This is a genomic window from Nonomuraea ferruginea (genome assembly GCF_039540635.1).
Lineage (GTDB): Bacteria > Actinomycetota > Actinomycetes > Streptosporangiales > Streptosporangiaceae > Nonomuraea > Nonomuraea ferruginea.
Genome location: NZ_BAABFD010000003.1, coordinates 210,449 through 225,583, shown reverse-complemented (window position 1 = coordinate 225,583; position 15,135 = coordinate 210,449). Strand labels below are relative to the sequence as shown.

Genomic DNA, 15,135 nt, shown 5'->3' with positions numbered 1-15,135 from the left:
ATTCCACCCGTCCAACATGATCGTGGCCCCCGAGCACACAATTATGGATGGATGATCGGATTGTGGAAAGGGCGGGCAGTTTACCTCTTACGTCGTCCGTGCAAGAACGTGACAAGTCTGATCAGCCGCTCAAGCTCGTCAGGCTGCCGGGAGAACGAGGTCAGCCGCATTCCGGGCACCGGGAAGCGTTGCCGCGCGATGGCCTTGGCGCGGGCGAACTCACGCAGCCCGTCGGCGCCGTGGATACGCCCGAAACCGGAGTCGCCCGTACCGCCGAACGGCAGCGAGGCCACGCTCGCGAACGAGATGACCGAGTTGACGGACGCCATCCCGGTGCGCATCGCGCGCGCCAGCGCCATCGCCCTGCGCCGGTTCCCGGAGAACACCGTGCCGGCCAGCCCGTACGCCGTGTCGTTGGCCAGCTCCAGCGCCTCCTGCGCGTCCTTGGTGCGGCGCACCGTGATCGTCGGCCCGAACGTCTCCTCGCGCACCGCCGGTGAGTCCTCGGGCACGTCCTCCACGATCACCGGGTCCACGTACGGCGGCCGCACCGAGTCGGGCCCGCCCGCGACCGTCCTGCCGGACTTGGTGGCGTCGTCGATGTGCCGCTTGATGATGTCGAGCTGCCCCGGCATGGTGATCGGCCCGTAGTGCTCGCCCGCCTTCACCGTGGCGGCCCGCTCCGACAGCGCCCGCATGAACGGCTCGTACACGGCGTCGACCACGTACACCCGCTCCACGCCCACGCACGTCTGCCCGGCGTTCGACAGCGCGCCCCACAGGCACGCGTCCGCCGCCGCCTCGACGTCGGCGTCGGCGTCGACGATGAACGCGTCCTTGCCGCCGCACTCCGCCACCATCGGCGTCAGGTTCTCCGCGCAGGCCGCCATGACCCGCTTGGCCGTCGCCGTCGAACCGGTGAAGGCGATCTTCTTCACCCGGGGGTCCCGCGCCAGGGCCGCGCCCGTCTCGCCCAGCCCCGTCACCGTCTGGAACACCGGCCGCTCCGGCACCGCCTCCGCGAACAGCTCCGCCAGCCGCACCCCCACCCCGGGGGTGAACTCGCTCGGCTTGAACACCACCGCGTTGCCCGCCGCGAGCGCGTAGGCGATCGACCCCATCGGGGTGAACACCGGGTAGTTCCACGGCCCGATGACCCCGACCACGCCCAGCGGCAGGTACTCCAGCGTGGCCGACAGGTTGGCGCCGACCATCCCGGGGGAGACCCGGCGCGGCCCCAGCACCTTCCGCGCGTTGCGGGCGGCCCAGTCGATGTGCGTGATCGCCAGCACGATCTCCAGCGTGGCGTCCGCGACCGGCTTGCCCGTCTCCTCGTGCACCAGCGCGGCCAGCTCCCGCAGCTCGCGCGTGACGACCGCCTTGTAGTCGAGCAGTCTGCGCCTGCGGCCCGCGTGTCCCAGCCCCTCCCACCACTCGGCGGCCTCCTGCGCCCGGGCGACGGCCGCGCGCACCGCCTCGGCGTCGTGCTTGGGGTGACTGGCGACGACCGTTCCGGTCGCGGGATTCAGGGAGTCGAATGTGAGCGTCGTCATGACGCCAACATAGAACGGTAAGCCGTCGCTTACTAGCGGGCCGGCGGCTCAGAAGAGCGTCGGGTTCTCCGGCTCGATGCCGCGCAGCGCCTGGTAGTCGAGCGTGACGCACTCGATGCCGCGGTCGGCCGCCAGCACCCTGGCCTGAGGCTTGATCTCCTGGGCGGCGAACACCCCGCGCACCGGGGCCAGCAGCGGGTCGCGGTTGAGCAGCTCCAGGTAACGGGTGAGCTGCTCGACGCCGTCGATCTCGCCACGGCGCTTGATCTCGACCGCCACCGTCGCGCTCTTGGCGTCGCGGCACAGGATGTCGACGGGGCCGATGGCCGTCATGTATTCACGCCGGATGAGCGTGTAGCCCTCGCCGAGAGTGGTGATGTGCTCGGCGAGCAGCTCCTGCAGGTGGGCCTCGACGCCGTCCTTGATCAGCCCGGGGTCGACGCCCAGCTCGTGGGAGGAGTCGTGGAGGATCTCGGCCATCGTCAGGACCAGCTTCTCGCCGGTCTTGCCGTGGGTGACGGTCCAGGTCTCGCCGTCCTCCTTGAGCTTGCACGGCGGGTTCATCCAGTTGAGCGGCTTGAATGCGCGATCGTCCGCATGGATCGACACGCTCCCGTCCGCCTTGATGAGCACGAGCCTCGGCGCCATCGGGAGATGTGCCGTGAGCCGTCCGATGTAGTCGACGCTGCATCGCGCGATGACCAGCCGCATGAGAGTCCACCCTAGCGGCTCTGTAAAACTACAAGCATGGCGTTTGAAATGGTGGGAGTGGTCGGGCTCGGCACGATGGGTGCCGGGATCGCGGAAGTGTTCGCCCGGGGCGGGCTGCGGGTCATCGGGGTGGAGGCCGACGCCGACGCGCTCGCCCGCGGCCGGGGCCACCTGGAGAGATCGACGCAGCGCGCGGTCGACCGGGGCAAGCTGGCGGCCGGTGACCGCGACGAGGTCCTGGGCCGGATCACGCTCACCACCTCCCGCGAGGACCTGCGCGAGGCGGACCTGGTGGTCGAGGCCATCCCCGAGGTGCTCGGCTACAAGACGGCGCTGATGAACGACCTCGACGGGATCTGCAAGCCGGAGACGGTGCTGGCCACCAACACCTCCTCGCTGTCGGTCACCGCGATCGCCGCCGCCACCGGGCGGCCCGGCCGGGTGGTGGGCCTCCACTTCTTCAACCCGGCGCCGGTCATGCGGCTGGCCGAGGTGGTGCGCACGGTCGTGACCGACGACGACGTGGTGCCGGCGATGCGCGACCTGGCCGTACGGCTCGGCAAGACGGCGGTGGTCGTCGGCGACCGCGCCGGGTTCGTGGTGAACCGGCTGCTCCTGCCGTACCTCAACCACGCCGCCGTGCTGATGGAGCAGGGCGTGGCCGGGCGCGACGACATCGACGCGGCGATGCGCGACGGCGCGGGGCTGCCGATGGGCCCGTTCCAGCTGCTCGACCTGATCGGGCTCGACACCGCGTACGAGATCATGGGCGTGCTGTTCGACGAGACCCGCGACCGCCGCCACGCGCCCGCGCCGGTGCTGCGCGAGCTGGTCTCGGCGCGGCTGCTGGGGCGCAAGAGCGGGCGCGGCTTCTACGGCGACGAGCCTCGGCCGCACGAGCCCGCCAAGTCCTCGGTGATCACGTTCGACGTCGCCGGGCAGGGCGGCGACGAGCTGGCCGAGCGGCTGGGCACCGCCGGGTTCAAGCGGTCGGCGGAGCCCGACGTGCTGCTCCGGATGGCCGACCGGCCGGTGATCGAGCACGCCGTCCAGCTGTCCGACCCGTCGCGGCTGGTCGGTGTCCACGTGGTGGGCGGCCGGGTGGCCGAGGTCGTCTCCACGGTCCTCACCTCCCCTGAGGCGGCCTTCGCGGCCGCCGACCTGATGAAGGTGATCGGGCTGGCCCCGGTGGCCTGCAAGGACCGGGCCGGGTTCGTGGTGGACGCGCTGCTCTACCCGTATCTCAACGACGCCGTGCGGATGTACGAGTCGGGCTACGCCTCGATCGACGAGATCGACTCGGCCATGCGGCTCGGCTGCGGCTACCCCGCCGGGCCGTTCGAGACGCTGGAGTCCGTCGGCCTGGACGTGGTGCGCGACGGGCTGCGGGCGCTGTACGCGGAGTACCGCGAGCCGGCGTTCGCCCCCGCGCCGCTGCTCGACCAGCTCGTCACGGCGGGCGTGCGCACCTTCCCGCGGCCATGAGCCCGCGCCGCGCCCGGCGCAAGGAGCCCGCCCGGCCCCCCGTCTTCCCGCGCAGCTCCGACCGGGTGGAGGAGTGGCCGGACGGTGAGTGGAAAGTACGCTCACTCACCGGCGGGACCTCCACCAAGGACTACCGCTGTCCCGGCTGCGACCAGGAGATCCGGGGCGGCCAGCCGCATCTGGTCACCTGGCCCGACTGGCCGGGCGGCGAGGACGAGCGCCGCCACTGGCATCCGGTGTGCTGGCGCAAGAGACTGGACCGCGGCCCGGGCCGCAGCCGCTACTGACCGACTCGTACCCGAAGGACGAAGGAGCGACGTGGAAATTCGCGCGGCGACCGTGCTGCCCGCCCGGCGTGAGCCGATCGAGCTGCACACCGGCGACGGCCTGACCCTGGTGGGCGAGCTCGCCCTGCCCGAGGACCGGCCGCCGGCGGCGACCCTGGTGATGCTGCACCCGCTGCCGACCCACGGCGGCTTCATGGACAGCCATGTCTACAAGAAGGCCGCCAACCGCCTGCCCGCGCTGGCCGACCTGGCGGTGCTGCGCTTCAACACCCGCGGCACCTCCTCTGACCGGGGCACCTCCGAGGGCACGTTCGACGGCGGCGAGGACGAGCGGTTCGACGTGGCGGCGGCGCTGGAGTACGCCGAGTTCCACGACCTGCCCCGGGTCTGGGTGGTCGGCTGGTCGTTCGGCAGCGAGCTGGCGCTCAAGTGGGGGCACGACCCGCTGGTCGAAGGCGCCATCCTGCTGTCCCCGCCGCTGCACCGGGCCAACGAGACCGACCTCGACGCCTGGGCCGGGTTCGGCCGGCCGCTGATCGCGCTGGTGCCCGAGTTCGACGACTACCTGCGCCCCGACGAGGCCAGGCGCCGCTTCGCGCGGGTGCCGCAGGCCGAGGTGGTCGGCGTCGAGGGCGCCAAGCACCTGTGGGTGGGCGAGCCGTACGTGCGCGTCGTGCTGAACGAGATCGTCCGCCGCATCGTCCCCGACCGGCACCCCCTCCCCACCGAGGTGTGACCGCCATAGAATCTCGTTCGGTCCGTACGGAGGAGGCAACATGGGCGCGTTCGCTCTCGACGGCAAGAAGGCTCTGGTCACCGGGGCGTCCAAGGGCATCGGCAAGGCGATCGCGCTCGCGTACGCCGAGGCGGGCGCGGACGTGGCGCTGACCGCGCGGTCGGCGGACGCGCTGGCCGAGGTGGCCAAGGAGATCCAGGCGCGCGGCCGCGAGGCCGTGGTCATCCCCGCCGACCTGACCGACAGGGACACCGCCGCCGCCGTCGTGCGCGAGGCCGTCGCCGGGCTCGGCCACCTCGACGTGGTGGTCAACAACGCGGGCGGGTCCAACTTCCTGGTCGAGTTCAAGGACCTGCGGCTGGCCGGCTGGGACAAGATCATGCGGCTCAACCTCGACTCCGCCATGGCCGTCTGCCACGCCGCCGCGCCCCACCTGCTCGGCCGCGGCAGCGGGTCCGTGATCAACATCGCCTCCGCGGCCGCGCTCGGCGCGCCCTTCCTGGCCCCGTACGCGGCCGCCAAGGCGGGTCTGGTGGCCCTGACCAAGACGCTGGCCCTGGAGTGGGCGTCGGCGGGCGTACGGGTCAACGCGCTGTGCCCCGGCTGGACCGCCACCGACCTCAACCGCAACCTGTGGGACGACGAGAGCGGCGGCCAGGCGACGGTGGCGAACGTGCCGATGCGCCGCTGGGCCACGGTGGAGGAGATCGCCCAGCCGGCCGTGTTCCTGGCCAGTGAGGCCTCGTCCTACATGACCGGCCAGATGATGATCGTCGACGGCGGCCTCACCACCGCCTGACGAACCGGACGGACCATTCACCGCATATCGGCACCGGCTGTGGAGTGATTGTCGCGGGGAACCGGGTTACCGTGAGGTCCGTGCAGCTCTACACGAGAACAGCCGGGACCGGGCTCCCGGTCGTACTGCTCCACGCGTTCCCGCTCTCGTCGGCCATGTGGCTGGCCCAGCGGGAGGGGCTGGCCAGGGCGTGCCGGGTGATCACCCCCGACCTGCGCGGCTTCGGCGGATCGCGGCTCGGCGACGACGAGCCGTCACTCGACCTCATGGCCGACGACGTCGCCAGGGTGCTCGACGAGGAAGGCGTCGAGCGAGCGGTCATCGGAGGGTTGTCGATGGGCGGTTACGTGACCATGGCGTTCTGCCGCCGCCACCCCGACCGCGTGCTGGGCGTCATCCTGGCCGCCACCAAGGCGAGCCCCGACGCCGCGCCCGCGCGCGACAACCGCGAGCGCATCGCCCAGGCGGTGCTCGCCGACGGCAGCGGCGTGCTGGTCGAGGAGGTGCTGCCTGGCCTGATCGGGACCACCACCAAGCAGCGCAGGGCCATGGTGTTCGGCCGGGTCAAAGGGCTGGTGCAGTCGGCGCCGCCCAAGGCCGTGGCCTGGGCGCAGCGCGCGATGGCCGCGCGGCCCGACTCCTTCGACACGCTGGCCGCGCTCAAGGTGCCCGCGCTGGTGCTGGTGGGCGACGAGGACGAGCTGGCGCCGCCGGCGGACGCCCGTGCCATGGCCGGAGCGGTGCAGGACGGCCGGCTGGAGGTCATCTCCAAGGCCGGTCATCTGATCGCCGTCGAGCAGCCCGAGGCGTTCAACGCCGCCGTCGAGCGCTTCCTCAGCTCTGAGCTTGCCGGGGTATCACGATCTCACGAATGATCAGGGCGATCGCGGCGGCCACCGGGATGGCCAGCAGCGCCCCCACGATGCCGAGCAGCGTGCCGCCCACCAGGGCGGCGATCACGGTCACCGCCGGGGTCACGTCGACCGAGCGCTTCATCACCTTCGGATAGATGACGTAGTTCTCGATCTGCTGGTAGATCACGAAGAAGATCGCGCAAGCGATGCCGGCGGGGAGCGAGCCGAGCAGCGCGACGCCGGTCACCACCACGGCCCCGATCGTGGCGCCCACCAGCGGGATCAGGTCGGTCAGGGCCACCACGAGGGAGAGCGCGAGCGCGTACTCCACGCCCAGGATCGACAGGAAGATCCACGTCAGCACGCCGGCGATGAGCGAGATGAGGATGTTGCCGGCGACGTAGCCGCCGATGCCGCCCAGGATCTCCTCGGCGATCGCCCCGGTGCGGTCGCGGCGCGAGGCGGGGACCAGCTTGAGCAGGTAGGCCTTGATCGTGTGCAGCGAGCCGAGGAAGTAGAGCATGAGCACCAGCAGCGTCACCGTGGTGAACAGGCCGTCGATCACCACCAGCCCGGCTCCCACCACGCCGGTGGCCAGCGACGGTCCGAGCGTGCTCGTGACGAACGTGGCCAGCTGCGGCAGGATCTGGTAGTCGGCGTCGAGCTCGCGCAGCGTCGGGTGGCTGCTCAGCTCGCGGATGTAGCCGGGCACGGCCGCCACGAAGTCGGCGAGCTCCTGGCTGACCGGCGGCACCACGGCCAGGCCGAACAGCACGAACGCCACGATCACCGCGGCGAACACGGACGTGATCGCCCACCGCCTGGCCAGGCCGCGCCGCTGCAGCGCCTCAACCGCCGGGTTGAGGCCGACGGCGAGGAACATCGCCACCACGATCATGATGATCACGCTCAGCGAGCTGACGACCATCTGCGCGATCGCGATGGCGGTGAGCACGCCGAGCCCGCCGGTCAGCCCGAACAGGAACGGGCCCCGGGCCAGCGGCTTCCCCGGCATCCCGTACGAACCCAGGGCGATCCCCGCCGAGGCGTCGCCGGGGATGACGGTGTGCGCGCCCTGCTCCGCGAGCGGGCGGCGCTGGGTGGCCTGAGCGTGATCTCCGGACCCGGCGCCGGCGGCCGTCCCGCCCCCGTCCGTGAGGGCGGAGGGCGCGTCCGCGGGAGGCTCCGGGCTCGGGAGGGAGTCCGCTCCGGCGGGCTCGGCTGCTGCGGTCACGGGGTCTCCTGCACGAGGGGGGCGCACAACGAGAGAGAGCCTAGCGACCTTGGTCGCCAGGCTCTCTCCGGTTATGCGATCGATCCCCGTGCAGCCGGCCCGGGACGCCCCTCGTGCCGGCCTACTCCTGCCACCACTCGGCGTCGTCGTCGGACTTGCTCTCGGCCTTGGCGGAAGCCGCCGGGGCGGCCACCGGGGCCGGGCGGTCGTCGACCGACGCGGCGGCGATGGCCGGCTTCGGCGGGGCCGCGGTGACGGCGGGGTCGGGGTCGAGGCCCGGCAGAGCCGCGCCGCCGAGCAGCTGGCGCAGCTGGGCGAGGTGGCTGGTGATGCTGTCGCGCTGGCGGGTCAGCTCGTCGACCTGGCGCTGCATCGAGGTGCGGGTGCGCTCGGCTTCGTTCTTCGCCTCGGTGACGATGGTCTCGGCGCTGCTCTTGGCCTCGGCGACGATCTGCTCGGAGTTCTTGCGCGCGTTGGCGACCAGCTGCTTGGCGTGCAGGTCGGCCTCGCGGCGGGTCTGCTCGGCCTGCTGGGTCGCCTTCGTGGCCCGGGACTCGGCGGTGGCGGCGCGCTGCTCGGCCTCGGCCACCAGCTTCTGCGTCGCGGCCTGGGTGGCGGCGTGGCGCTCGGCCTCCTGGCGCTCCGCCTCCTCGCGCCGGGCGGCGAGCTGGATCTCGAACTCGGCCTCGTCCTGCGCCCGCTTGGCCTCGGACTCCTCCAGCACCCGCTGAGCCTGCGCGCGCATCTCGTCGGCCTGCCGCTTGGCGGTGGTCAGGACCTCGTCGCGCTCGCGCTTGGTCGAGGCGCGCAGCTGGGCGACCTCGCGCTCGGTGGTGGTGCGCAGCTTGGCGATCTCGCGCTCGGCGTCGGCCCGCTTCTCCGCGACCTCGTGGTCGGCGGTGGCGCGGAGCTTGGCCACCTCGCGCTCGGTGGTCGCCGTCAGCTCGTCGGACTCGCGGCGGGCGGTCGAGCGGATCTCCTCGGCGTCGCGCTCGGCGCTGGTGCGCATCTCCTCGCTCTCGCGCGTCGCCTGCGCCCGCTTCTCGGCCGCCTCGGCTTCCGCGGCGGCACGCAGGTCGGCCGCCTCGACCTTGGCCCCGGCCTTGATCTCGTTGGCCTCGGACCTGGCCGCCTGGACGAGCTCCGTGGCCTGTTCTTCCGCCAGGCGGAGCAGCTGTTCGATACGGGCGCCGAGACCGGAGTAGGTGGGCCGCTCCTGCTCCTGCAGCTGGCGCTGGGAGTCGGAGAGCTCGCGCTGCAAGGACGTGGTCTGCTCGCGAGCCTGGCGCAACTCGGCGTCGAGCTGCTTCAGGTGGTCGTGGACCTGATGCCGGTCGTAACCTCGGAGCACCACGTCGAACTCGCGGGCTGGTGCGTCCTCGAAGAAGTTGTTGAGCTGGGCGTCGATGTCGGACTGCATGGAGGCTCGATCCTGGGTTGTCGAGACGGCTACACGGGCCGGACGGGGGGTTCGGGGCATCCGAGCCTGGAGCCCGTGCCTCGGGGCAGGCTCCATGTCCGGTGGAAGGCCAGCGTACTCCGCCGATGCCGAGTACGAAGCCCCGTCCGGGTTTCTGCGTGACTAGTTACTTATGAACGATTTTTGCGTTTGCTAGCTCTTGGCCGCTTGCACCAACTCGGTCAGCATTCCTCCCACGTCCTTGGGGTGCAGAAACGCGATCCGGGAGTCCATGGAACCGTGACGGGGGCGCTCGTCGAGCAGCCGGACGCCCTTGTCGCCGATCTTAGACATCGCCTCCGCGACGTCCGGGACGCCGAACGCCACGTGGTGCACTCCCTCACCCCTCTTGGCGAGGAATTTCCCCACGGGGGAGTCGGGCGAGAGCGGTTCGAGCAGCTGGATGTAGGAGCCGCCGCCGTCGGCGTCGGCGATGCGCAGCATGGCCTCCTTCACCCCCTGCTCCTCGTTGACCTCGCGGGCGACCACCTCCAGCTCGAACAGTTCAGAGAAGAGCGCGATCTTCTCTTCGAGGTCGTTGCACGCGATCCCGATGTGGTCGATGCGCATGAACATGTGGGCCACCTCCATAGCGAACACCCTGCTACCGATAGGTATGGTGTCAAAGAGCTCCCCTCGTGTGCACAGGAGGCCCCGCATGTCTGGTTCCGTCATCGTCGCCGGAGCGCGTACCCCCATCGGAAAACTGCTCGGCTCGCTGTCCGGCCTGAGGGCGGTGGACCTGGGCGCCATCGCGGTCAAGGCCGCGCTGGACCGTGCCGGGGTGGCGCCGGAGGCCGTCGAGTACGTGATCCTGGGCCAGGTGCTGCAGGCCGGGTCGGGTCAGCTCCCCTCCCGCCAGGCGGCGGTCAAGGCGGGCATCCCGATGACGGTCCCGTCCATCACGATCAACAAGGTGTGCCTGTCGGGCCTGGACGCCATCGCCATGGCCGACCAGCTGATCCGCGCGGGCGAGTTCGACATCGTGGTCGCGGGCGGCATGGAGTCGATGACCAACGCCCCGCACCTGCTGCCCGGCATGCGCAAGGGGGTCAAGTACGGAAGCGCCGAGATCCTCGACTCGATGGCCCATGACGGCCTGTTCTGCGCGTTCGACCAGTGCGCGATGGGCGAGTCGACCGAGCGCTACAACACGCGGCTGGGCATCGGCCGCGAGGAGCAGGACGCCGTGTCGGCCCGCTCCCACCAGCTCGCCGCCGCGGCGGCCAAGAACGGCGCGTTCGAGCCGGAGATCGTGCCGGTGGAGATCCCGCAGCGGCGCGGCGAGCCGCTGGTGGTCAAGGACGACGAGGGTGTGCGCGGCGACACCACCGCCGAGACGCTGGCCAGGCTGCGGCCCGCGTTCGCGGCCGACGGCACCATCACGGCCGGTTCGGCGTCGCAGATCTCCGACGGCGCCTGCGCGGTGGTGGTGATGTCCAAGGCCAAGGCCGAGGAGCTGGGCCTGGAGTGGCTGGCCGAGATCGGACGCCACGGCAACGTCGCGGGCCCCGACTCCTCCCTGCAGTCGCAGCCGGCCAACGCCATCAAGCACGCTCTGGCCAAGCAGGGGCTGAGCCCGCAGGACCTGGACCTGATCGAGATCAACGAGGCGTTCGCCAGCGTGGTGATCCAGTCGGTCAAGGAACTGGGCGTGCCGATGGACATCGTGAACGTCAACGGCGGCGGCATCGCGCTCGGCCACCCGATCGGCGCGTCCGGCGCCCGCATCGTGCTCACCCTCGCCCACGAGCTGAAGCGGCGCGGCGGCGGCGTCGGCGCCGCGGCCCTGTGCGGCGGCGGCGGCCAGGGTGACGCGCTGATCATCAGCGTGCCGAAGAACGCGTAACACCCGCGCGCCCGCTCCCCGAACCCAGGGGAGCGGGCGCGCCGGTGCGTGTCGCTATGGGGGGAGATGCGCCCGGCCGCGAGGGAGGGTGCGGCCGGGCGTCCTTGGCATGGTCATGACTCGCGTAGCAGGCCGAAGAGGGAGCGGTGACGGCGCTCGGGCTTGCGCGCCCTGGCCGCCGCGCGGGCCAGCCGGCGCTCGGCGGCCTCCTGGCGCAGCTCGCGCGCCCGATGCTGCATGACGGTGTACTCGAACTCGGCGTTCATGAGAGTGCTCCTCGTGGTCGTTTCTCCGCACTCTCAAGATTCGTCCTAAGGCCCGTGGCGGCACATCGGGCGGATGCCTTATCTCCCGGCCTCAGCCGTGGCCGGCCCGCGTCTAAGGGTGCCTAGGGCTCGTCCGCGAACTTGACCGTGACCTTGGTGAAGCCGAGCGACTTCAGCATGCCCTCCAGCATGGTCCGGGTGTTGGCGTCGGCCCGGGCCCGCAGGTCGCTGGAGGCGGCCGCCTCGGCGATCTTGCGTTCGGCGAGCACGTACAGCTCCCGCTGGTCGGCCGGAGAGCCGGACAGGAAGTCCTCCACCCGGTCGAACAGCCCCCGCCGCTGGGCGAAGACGTAGGAGCGCTCGTTGTCCAGGTTGGGCTTCTCCAACTGGGCGCGGGGGAGGGTGACCGTGACGGCGGTGCGGTCCTCCGACACGGTCAGCGCGTCGCCGGCCAGGCCGGCGAAGTCGACGTACGCGTCCACGCCGCCGGCGCCGACGAAGAGGGTGCGGGTGCCCTTGACCGCGTCAGGCAGGAAGTTGGCGTCCTTCTCCAGGTCGACCACGACCTGGAAGGTGCCCGTCGCGGCCTCGAACCTGCTCAGGTCCTTGATCGATTCGAGCAGCACCGGCTGGCTGCGGTCGACGGTCTGCGTGCCCATGGGATTGAGCCAGGACCAGGCGAGCCGCCCGGCCACCACCAGCAGGACCGCCACGACCAGCAGCCCCGCCACATATCGCCACGTGCGGCGCCGGCGAGGAGAGACCGCCGAGGGCGCCGTCTGCGAAGTCGTCATGCCCCCTGACTACCCCCGGATCGATCATCTGTGCCACCCATGAGGTGACATCTCCGGTCCCCAGTTCGGCGAGGGGTGCCCGCTCGGGTCAGGGTAGACCGGGTAGACCTGCGGGGCGCTCTCCTGGTGCACCTGCGTGGCCACCGGGGTGGCGGCCTGGGGCGGAGTGCCGGCCGGGCCGCCGCCGAAGTGGGTGGCCGACAGCTTGCAGGCCTGGAAGTCGCTGAAGAACATGCGCAGCCACTCGCGGCGCTGGTGCTCGTTCAGTCCGGAGAACCAGGCGGCGGCGTACTCGTGCTCCAGCAGCGGCCCCCCGGGCAGCGGCTCGCCGCGCAGCCAGGCCGTCACGATCTCGCGGTAGCCGTCGGCCGGCCTGCCGGGACACCGGGCGGCCAGGGCCTCGACGTACTCGTGCACGGCCTCCTCGGCGAACCCCGCCGACAGGTCCGGCACGTGGATCGGCGCCAGCCCGTTCGAGGGCTTGAGCGGGTCGTCCAGCGGCCGCTGCTCCACCCGGGTGAACGCGGCGGGCGTCTCGGCCAGGCGGGAGGCGATCTCGGTGAAGGCGGCGCCGAGCTCGGTCAGCCCGCCCCGCATGCCGGGATGGACGCAGACCGTGATGGGCCACTCCTGACAGCTGTAGGCGATGTCCTGGGCGGCCGCGGGCCGCGGCTCGCCGAGCACCCGCGCCACGCCCGTGCCGGCCGCCAGCACCGCCAGCAGCGCGAAGGCCAGCACCACGGCCTGCCGGGTGACCAGCGCGGCCCAGCCCAGCAGCAGCGCCCCGGTCACGCCGAGCAGCCAGATGATCTGGTTGACGAAGACGGTGCCGCTCAGCCCCTGGAACAGGTCGTACGGCTCGCCCGTACCGGGTGCGAGACGGTCGGCCCAGCCGTCGCCGTCGGCGACCCAGCTGAACAGGGCGTAGCAGCCCAGCCCGGCCAGCGGCGCGGTCGGCGCGTACGGCAGGACCCAGCCGGCCACCCACCCGATCACCGAGTAGAGGGCCAGCCCCGCCATGCCCATGCCCAGGCCCGTCAGGCTGAGCCGGCCCGCCTGCTCGGTGAGCACCGTCTTGACGGCCAGCACCAGCACGGTCGCGGCGAAGGAGCCCAGCACCACCAGCACGATCGCCAGCGGCGCCTTCAGCGCGCGCCAGGTCGTCAGCGGCAGGTCGCGCGAGGCCCGGCGCTTGCGCAGGGCCACCCAGGCGGCGAAGGCGGCGGCGACGGGCCCGGTCAGCCTGAGCGAGCCGATGACCGCCGCCACGATGTTCTCCCACGCGTCCACGCCGGGGATCAGGACGCTCCACGCCGCGACCAGGCCGAGCGCGAGCAATACGGCCACCGTGACGGCCGCGCCCTGCTTCAGCTCCTCGCGTGAAACGCCCCCGTGCTCACGCACGCGTCATCCCAATGAAGTTCATCAAAAGCACCCCCCGTGCCCCGTCGGCGACAGGGGGAGCCGGCAGTCCGGCCGGTCCCCACACGGCTGATGGACTTGGCTCCCCCGTCACCATTCGATGCGAGAACCATAACGGAGCGTGATGAAGGACGCCCGGATTCTTGGCCAAGCGGAGAATGCGATTGCGCTCCGTAAGCAGACGAAACTGGACGAGCAGCGCGCTAACGTATCTGCGTGTCGCAGCCCAAGCCGCTCAACCTGCCGTTCGACCCCATCGACCGTGCCGCGGAGACCTGGCGCGATCACTTCGGGCCCTCGTCCGCCATGGCCGCCGTCACGTCGATCATGAGAGCCCACCAGATCCTGCTGTCCCAGCTCGACTCGCTGCTGAAGCCGTACGACCTGACCTTCGCCCGCTACGAGGCCCTGGTGCTGCTGACCTTCAGCAAGACCGGGGCGCTGCCGCTGTGGAAGATCGGCGAACGGCTGATGGTCCACCCGACGAGCGTCACGAACACCGTCGGCCGGCTGGAGAGGTCCGGGCTGGTGCGCCGCCTGCCCAACCCGCGCGACGGCCGGGGCGTGCTCGCCGAGATCACCGAGGCCGGTCGCGACGTCGTGCGGCGCGCCACGGGCGATCTCATGACCGCCGAGTTCGGCCTGGGCATGTACGCCGAGAGCGAGCTTGGCCGGATGTTCGACCTGCTGCGCACGTTGCGGGTGGCGGCGGGTGACTTCTCGGTCCCCCCGATGGGGCAAGATGAGGAGCATGGCGGACTTCTCTAGGCCCGGATCGCTCTACGGAGCGGTCGATCTGGGCGCACGTAAGCAGGCTCTGGAGGCGCAGGCCCGGCGGGAGACCGGTGGTGCCCAGGCAGCCTCATCGGCCTCGGTCGTCGACGTGACCGAGGAGACGTTCACCACCGACGTCATCGACCGCTCGATGAGCGTGCCCGTCGTGCTCGACCTGTGGTCGCCGCGGGCGCCCGGCAGCGCCCAGCTCAGCCCGGTGCTGGAGAAGGTCGTCGGCGACCTGGGCGGCAGGGCCGTGCTCGCCAAGGTCAACGTCGACGGCAGCCCGCAGATCGCGCAGGCGCTGCGCGTGCAGGCCGTGCCGACCGTCCTGGCGATCTTCCAGGGGCAGGCCGTCACCGGGTTCCAGCAGGTGCTGCCCGAGCCGGAGGTGCGCCGCTGGCTCGACGAGCTGATGGCCGCCGTGGAGCAGTTCTACCAGGCCAACCCGGGGGCCAGGCCGCCCGCCGAGGGGCCGGGCGAGCCGGAGGCGCAGCCTGCCGACCCCGACCTGGTCGCCGCCGAGCAGGCCATCGACCAGGGCGACCTCGACGCCGCCGCGGCCGCCTACGAGCGACTGCTCGCCCGCGTGCCCGGCGACGAGGACGCCAGGATGGGGCTCGCCGGCGTCAGGCTGATCAAGCGCACGTCCGACGCCGACCCGGACGACGTGCAGCGCCGCCTGCAGGACCCCGCCGACATCGACGCGCACCTTCTGGCCGCCGACCTGGAGATGCTGTCCGGCTCCGTCGACCAGGCGTTCGAGCGGATCATCGCGGTGGTCAAGCGCACCTCCGGCGACGACCGCGACAAGGCCCGCGTCCACCTGCTGGGCCTGTTCGAGACGCTGCCCGCCGAGGACCCGTCCCTGGCGAAAGCCCGGCGAGCGCTCGCGAGCGCCCTGTTCTAACC

General features: G+C 71.6%; 16 protein-coding genes. 8 read left to right on the top strand and 8 right to left on the bottom strand.

Annotation, left to right across the window (positions count from 1 at the left end; genetic code table 11):
* Positions 1 to 80: 80 nt before the first annotated feature.
* Together ABD999_RS07725 and nucS are read right to left on the bottom strand one after the other, a co-directional pair.
* Positions 81 to 1,553 (bottom strand): aldehyde dehydrogenase family protein, encoded by a 1,473-nt coding sequence (locus ABD999_RS07725; protein WP_271279422.1) that lies wholly within the window; start codon positions 1,551 to 1,553, stop codon positions 81 to 83.
* 48 nt (positions 1,554 to 1,601) lie between these two features.
* The gene (gene nucS, locus ABD999_RS07720) at positions 1,602 to 2,264 is read right to left on the bottom strand and encodes an endonuclease NucS (RefSeq protein ID WP_148033900.1); all 663 of its coding nucleotides are present in this window, start codon (positions 2,262 to 2,264) and stop codon (positions 1,602 to 1,604) included.
* A gap of 36 nt (positions 2,265 to 2,300) precedes the next feature.
* Between nucS and ABD999_RS07715 the strand changes: the two genes are divergently transcribed.
* The 5 genes from ABD999_RS07715 to ABD999_RS07695 all read left to right on the top strand — a co-directional run bounded on the left by ABD999_RS07715 (position 2,301) and on the right by ABD999_RS07695 (position 6,446).
* Positions 2,301 to 3,749 (top strand): 3-hydroxyacyl-CoA dehydrogenase family protein, encoded by a 1,449-nt coding sequence (locus tag ABD999_RS07715; protein WP_271279421.1) that lies wholly within the window; start codon positions 2,301 to 2,303, stop codon positions 3,747 to 3,749.
* Positions 3,746 to 4,036: an ATP/GTP-binding protein gene (locus tag ABD999_RS07710; RefSeq protein WP_148033898.1), complete on the top strand. Its 291-nt coding sequence runs from the start codon at positions 3,746 to 3,748 to the stop codon at positions 4,034 to 4,036. Before ABD999_RS07715 ends, ABD999_RS07710 begins: the two co-directional genes overlap by 4 nt.
* Positions 4,037 to 4,067: 31 nt before the next feature.
* Complete coding sequence (locus ABD999_RS07705) at positions 4,068 to 4,772, top strand: alpha/beta hydrolase (RefSeq protein ID WP_271279420.1); 705 nt, start codon at positions 4,068 to 4,070, stop codon at positions 4,770 to 4,772.
* Positions 4,773 to 4,812: 40 nt separating this feature from the next.
* Positions 4,813 to 5,571 (top strand): SDR family NAD(P)-dependent oxidoreductase, encoded by a 759-nt coding sequence (locus tag ABD999_RS07700; RefSeq protein ID WP_219551072.1) that lies wholly within the window; start codon positions 4,813 to 4,815, stop codon positions 5,569 to 5,571.
* Between the two features lie 80 nt (positions 5,572 to 5,651).
* Positions 5,652 to 6,446, top strand: coding sequence for an alpha/beta fold hydrolase (locus ABD999_RS07695; RefSeq protein ID WP_271279419.1), 795 nt, complete (start codon positions 5,652 to 5,654; stop codon positions 6,444 to 6,446).
* On the opposite strand, the gene ABD999_RS07690 is transcribed toward ABD999_RS07695, so the two are convergent.
* From ABD999_RS07690 to mce, 3 genes are all read right to left on the bottom strand, one after another.
* Positions 6,406 to 7,659 carry an AI-2E family transporter gene (locus ABD999_RS07690; RefSeq protein WP_271279418.1) on the bottom strand — a complete coding sequence of 418 codons (1,254 nt, stop codon included), beginning with the start codon at positions 7,657 to 7,659 and terminating at the stop codon, positions 6,406 to 6,408. The two genes, ABD999_RS07695 and ABD999_RS07690, sit on opposite strands and share 41 nt — an antisense overlap.
* Before the next feature lie 121 nt (positions 7,660 to 7,780).
* Complete coding sequence (locus ABD999_RS07685) at positions 7,781 to 9,079, bottom strand: DivIVA domain-containing protein (RefSeq protein ID WP_271279417.1); 1,299 nt, start codon at positions 9,077 to 9,079, stop codon at positions 7,781 to 7,783.
* A 192-nt stretch (positions 9,080 to 9,271) separates the two neighbouring features.
* On the bottom strand, positions 9,272 to 9,694 hold the full coding sequence (gene mce / locus ABD999_RS07680; RefSeq protein WP_271279416.1) for a methylmalonyl-CoA epimerase: 423 nt from the start codon (positions 9,692 to 9,694) through the stop codon (positions 9,272 to 9,274).
* A gap of 82 nt (positions 9,695 to 9,776) precedes the next feature.
* Between mce and ABD999_RS07675 the strand changes: the two genes are divergently transcribed.
* Positions 9,777 to 10,967, top strand: coding sequence for an acetyl-CoA C-acetyltransferase (locus ABD999_RS07675; RefSeq protein ID WP_219551082.1), 1,191 nt, complete (start codon positions 9,777 to 9,779; stop codon positions 10,965 to 10,967).
* A gap of 113 nt (positions 10,968 to 11,080) precedes the next feature.
* Here the strand turns inward: ABD999_RS07675 and ABD999_RS07670 are convergent, their stop codons facing one another.
* The 3 genes from ABD999_RS07670 to ABD999_RS07660 all read right to left on the bottom strand — a co-directional run bounded on the left by ABD999_RS07670 (position 11,081) and on the right by ABD999_RS07660 (position 13,431).
* Entirely contained in the window at positions 11,081 to 11,233 is a 153-nt protein-coding gene (locus ABD999_RS07670; RefSeq protein WP_187281349.1) for a hypothetical protein, read from the bottom strand.
* 122 nt (positions 11,234 to 11,355) lie between these two features.
* The gene (locus ABD999_RS07665; RefSeq protein ID WP_148033891.1) at positions 11,356 to 12,027 is read right to left on the bottom strand and encodes a DUF4230 domain-containing protein; all 672 of its coding nucleotides are present in this window, start codon (positions 12,025 to 12,027) and stop codon (positions 11,356 to 11,358) included.
* Positions 12,028 to 12,051: 24 nt separating this feature from the next.
* Positions 12,052 to 13,431: a hypothetical protein gene (locus tag ABD999_RS07660; RefSeq protein ID WP_148033890.1), complete on the bottom strand. Its 1,380-nt coding sequence runs from the start codon at positions 13,429 to 13,431 to the stop codon at positions 12,052 to 12,054.
* A 234-nt stretch (positions 13,432 to 13,665) separates the two neighbouring features.
* Between ABD999_RS07660 and ABD999_RS07655 the strand changes: the two genes are divergently transcribed.
* Complete coding sequence (locus ABD999_RS07655) at positions 13,666 to 14,217, top strand: MarR family winged helix-turn-helix transcriptional regulator (RefSeq protein WP_148033889.1); 552 nt, start codon at positions 13,666 to 13,668, stop codon at positions 14,215 to 14,217.
* The gene (locus ABD999_RS07650; protein ID WP_271279916.1) at positions 14,201 to 15,133 is read left to right on the top strand and encodes a tetratricopeptide repeat protein; all 933 of its coding nucleotides are present in this window, start codon (positions 14,201 to 14,203) and stop codon (positions 15,131 to 15,133) included. Before ABD999_RS07655 ends, ABD999_RS07650 begins: the two co-directional genes overlap by 17 nt.
* The last annotated feature ends 2 nt before the right edge of the window (positions 15,134 to 15,135 follow it).

Bases quoted from the DNA above. Each gene is read 5' to 3' on its own strand.
- ABD999_RS07725 (WP_271279422.1), bottom strand. From the start codon at position 1,553: ATGACGACGCTCACATTCGACTCCCTGAATCCCGCGACCGGAACGGTC.
- nucS (WP_148033900.1), bottom strand. From the start codon at position 2,264: ATGCGGCTGGTCATCGCGCGATGCAGCGTCGACTACATCGGACGGCTC.
- ABD999_RS07715 (WP_271279421.1), top strand. From the start codon at position 2,301: ATGGCGTTTGAAATGGTGGGAGTGGTCGGGCTCGGCACGATGGGTGCC.
- ABD999_RS07710 (WP_148033898.1), top strand. From the start codon at position 3,746: ATGAGCCCGCGCCGCGCCCGGCGCAAGGAGCCCGCCCGGCCCCCCGTC.
- ABD999_RS07700 (WP_219551072.1), top strand. From the start codon at position 4,813: ATGGGCGCGTTCGCTCTCGACGGCAAGAAGGCTCTGGTCACCGGGGCG.
- ABD999_RS07685 (WP_271279417.1), bottom strand. From the start codon at position 9,079: ATGCAGTCCGACATCGACGCCCAGCTCAACAACTTCTTCGAGGACGCA.
- mce (WP_271279416.1), bottom strand. From the start codon at position 9,694: ATGTTCATGCGCATCGACCACATCGGGATCGCGTGCAACGACCTCGAA.
- ABD999_RS07675 (WP_219551082.1), top strand. From the start codon at position 9,777: ATGTCTGGTTCCGTCATCGTCGCCGGAGCGCGTACCCCCATCGGAAAA.
- ABD999_RS07670 (WP_187281349.1), bottom strand. From the start codon at position 11,233: ATGAACGCCGAGTTCGAGTACACCGTCATGCAGCATCGGGCGCGCGAG.
- ABD999_RS07665 (WP_148033891.1), bottom strand. From the start codon at position 12,027: ATGACGACTTCGCAGACGGCGCCCTCGGCGGTCTCTCCTCGCCGGCGC.
- ABD999_RS07650 (WP_271279916.1), top strand. From the start codon at position 14,201: ATGGCGGACTTCTCTAGGCCCGGATCGCTCTACGGAGCGGTCGATCTG.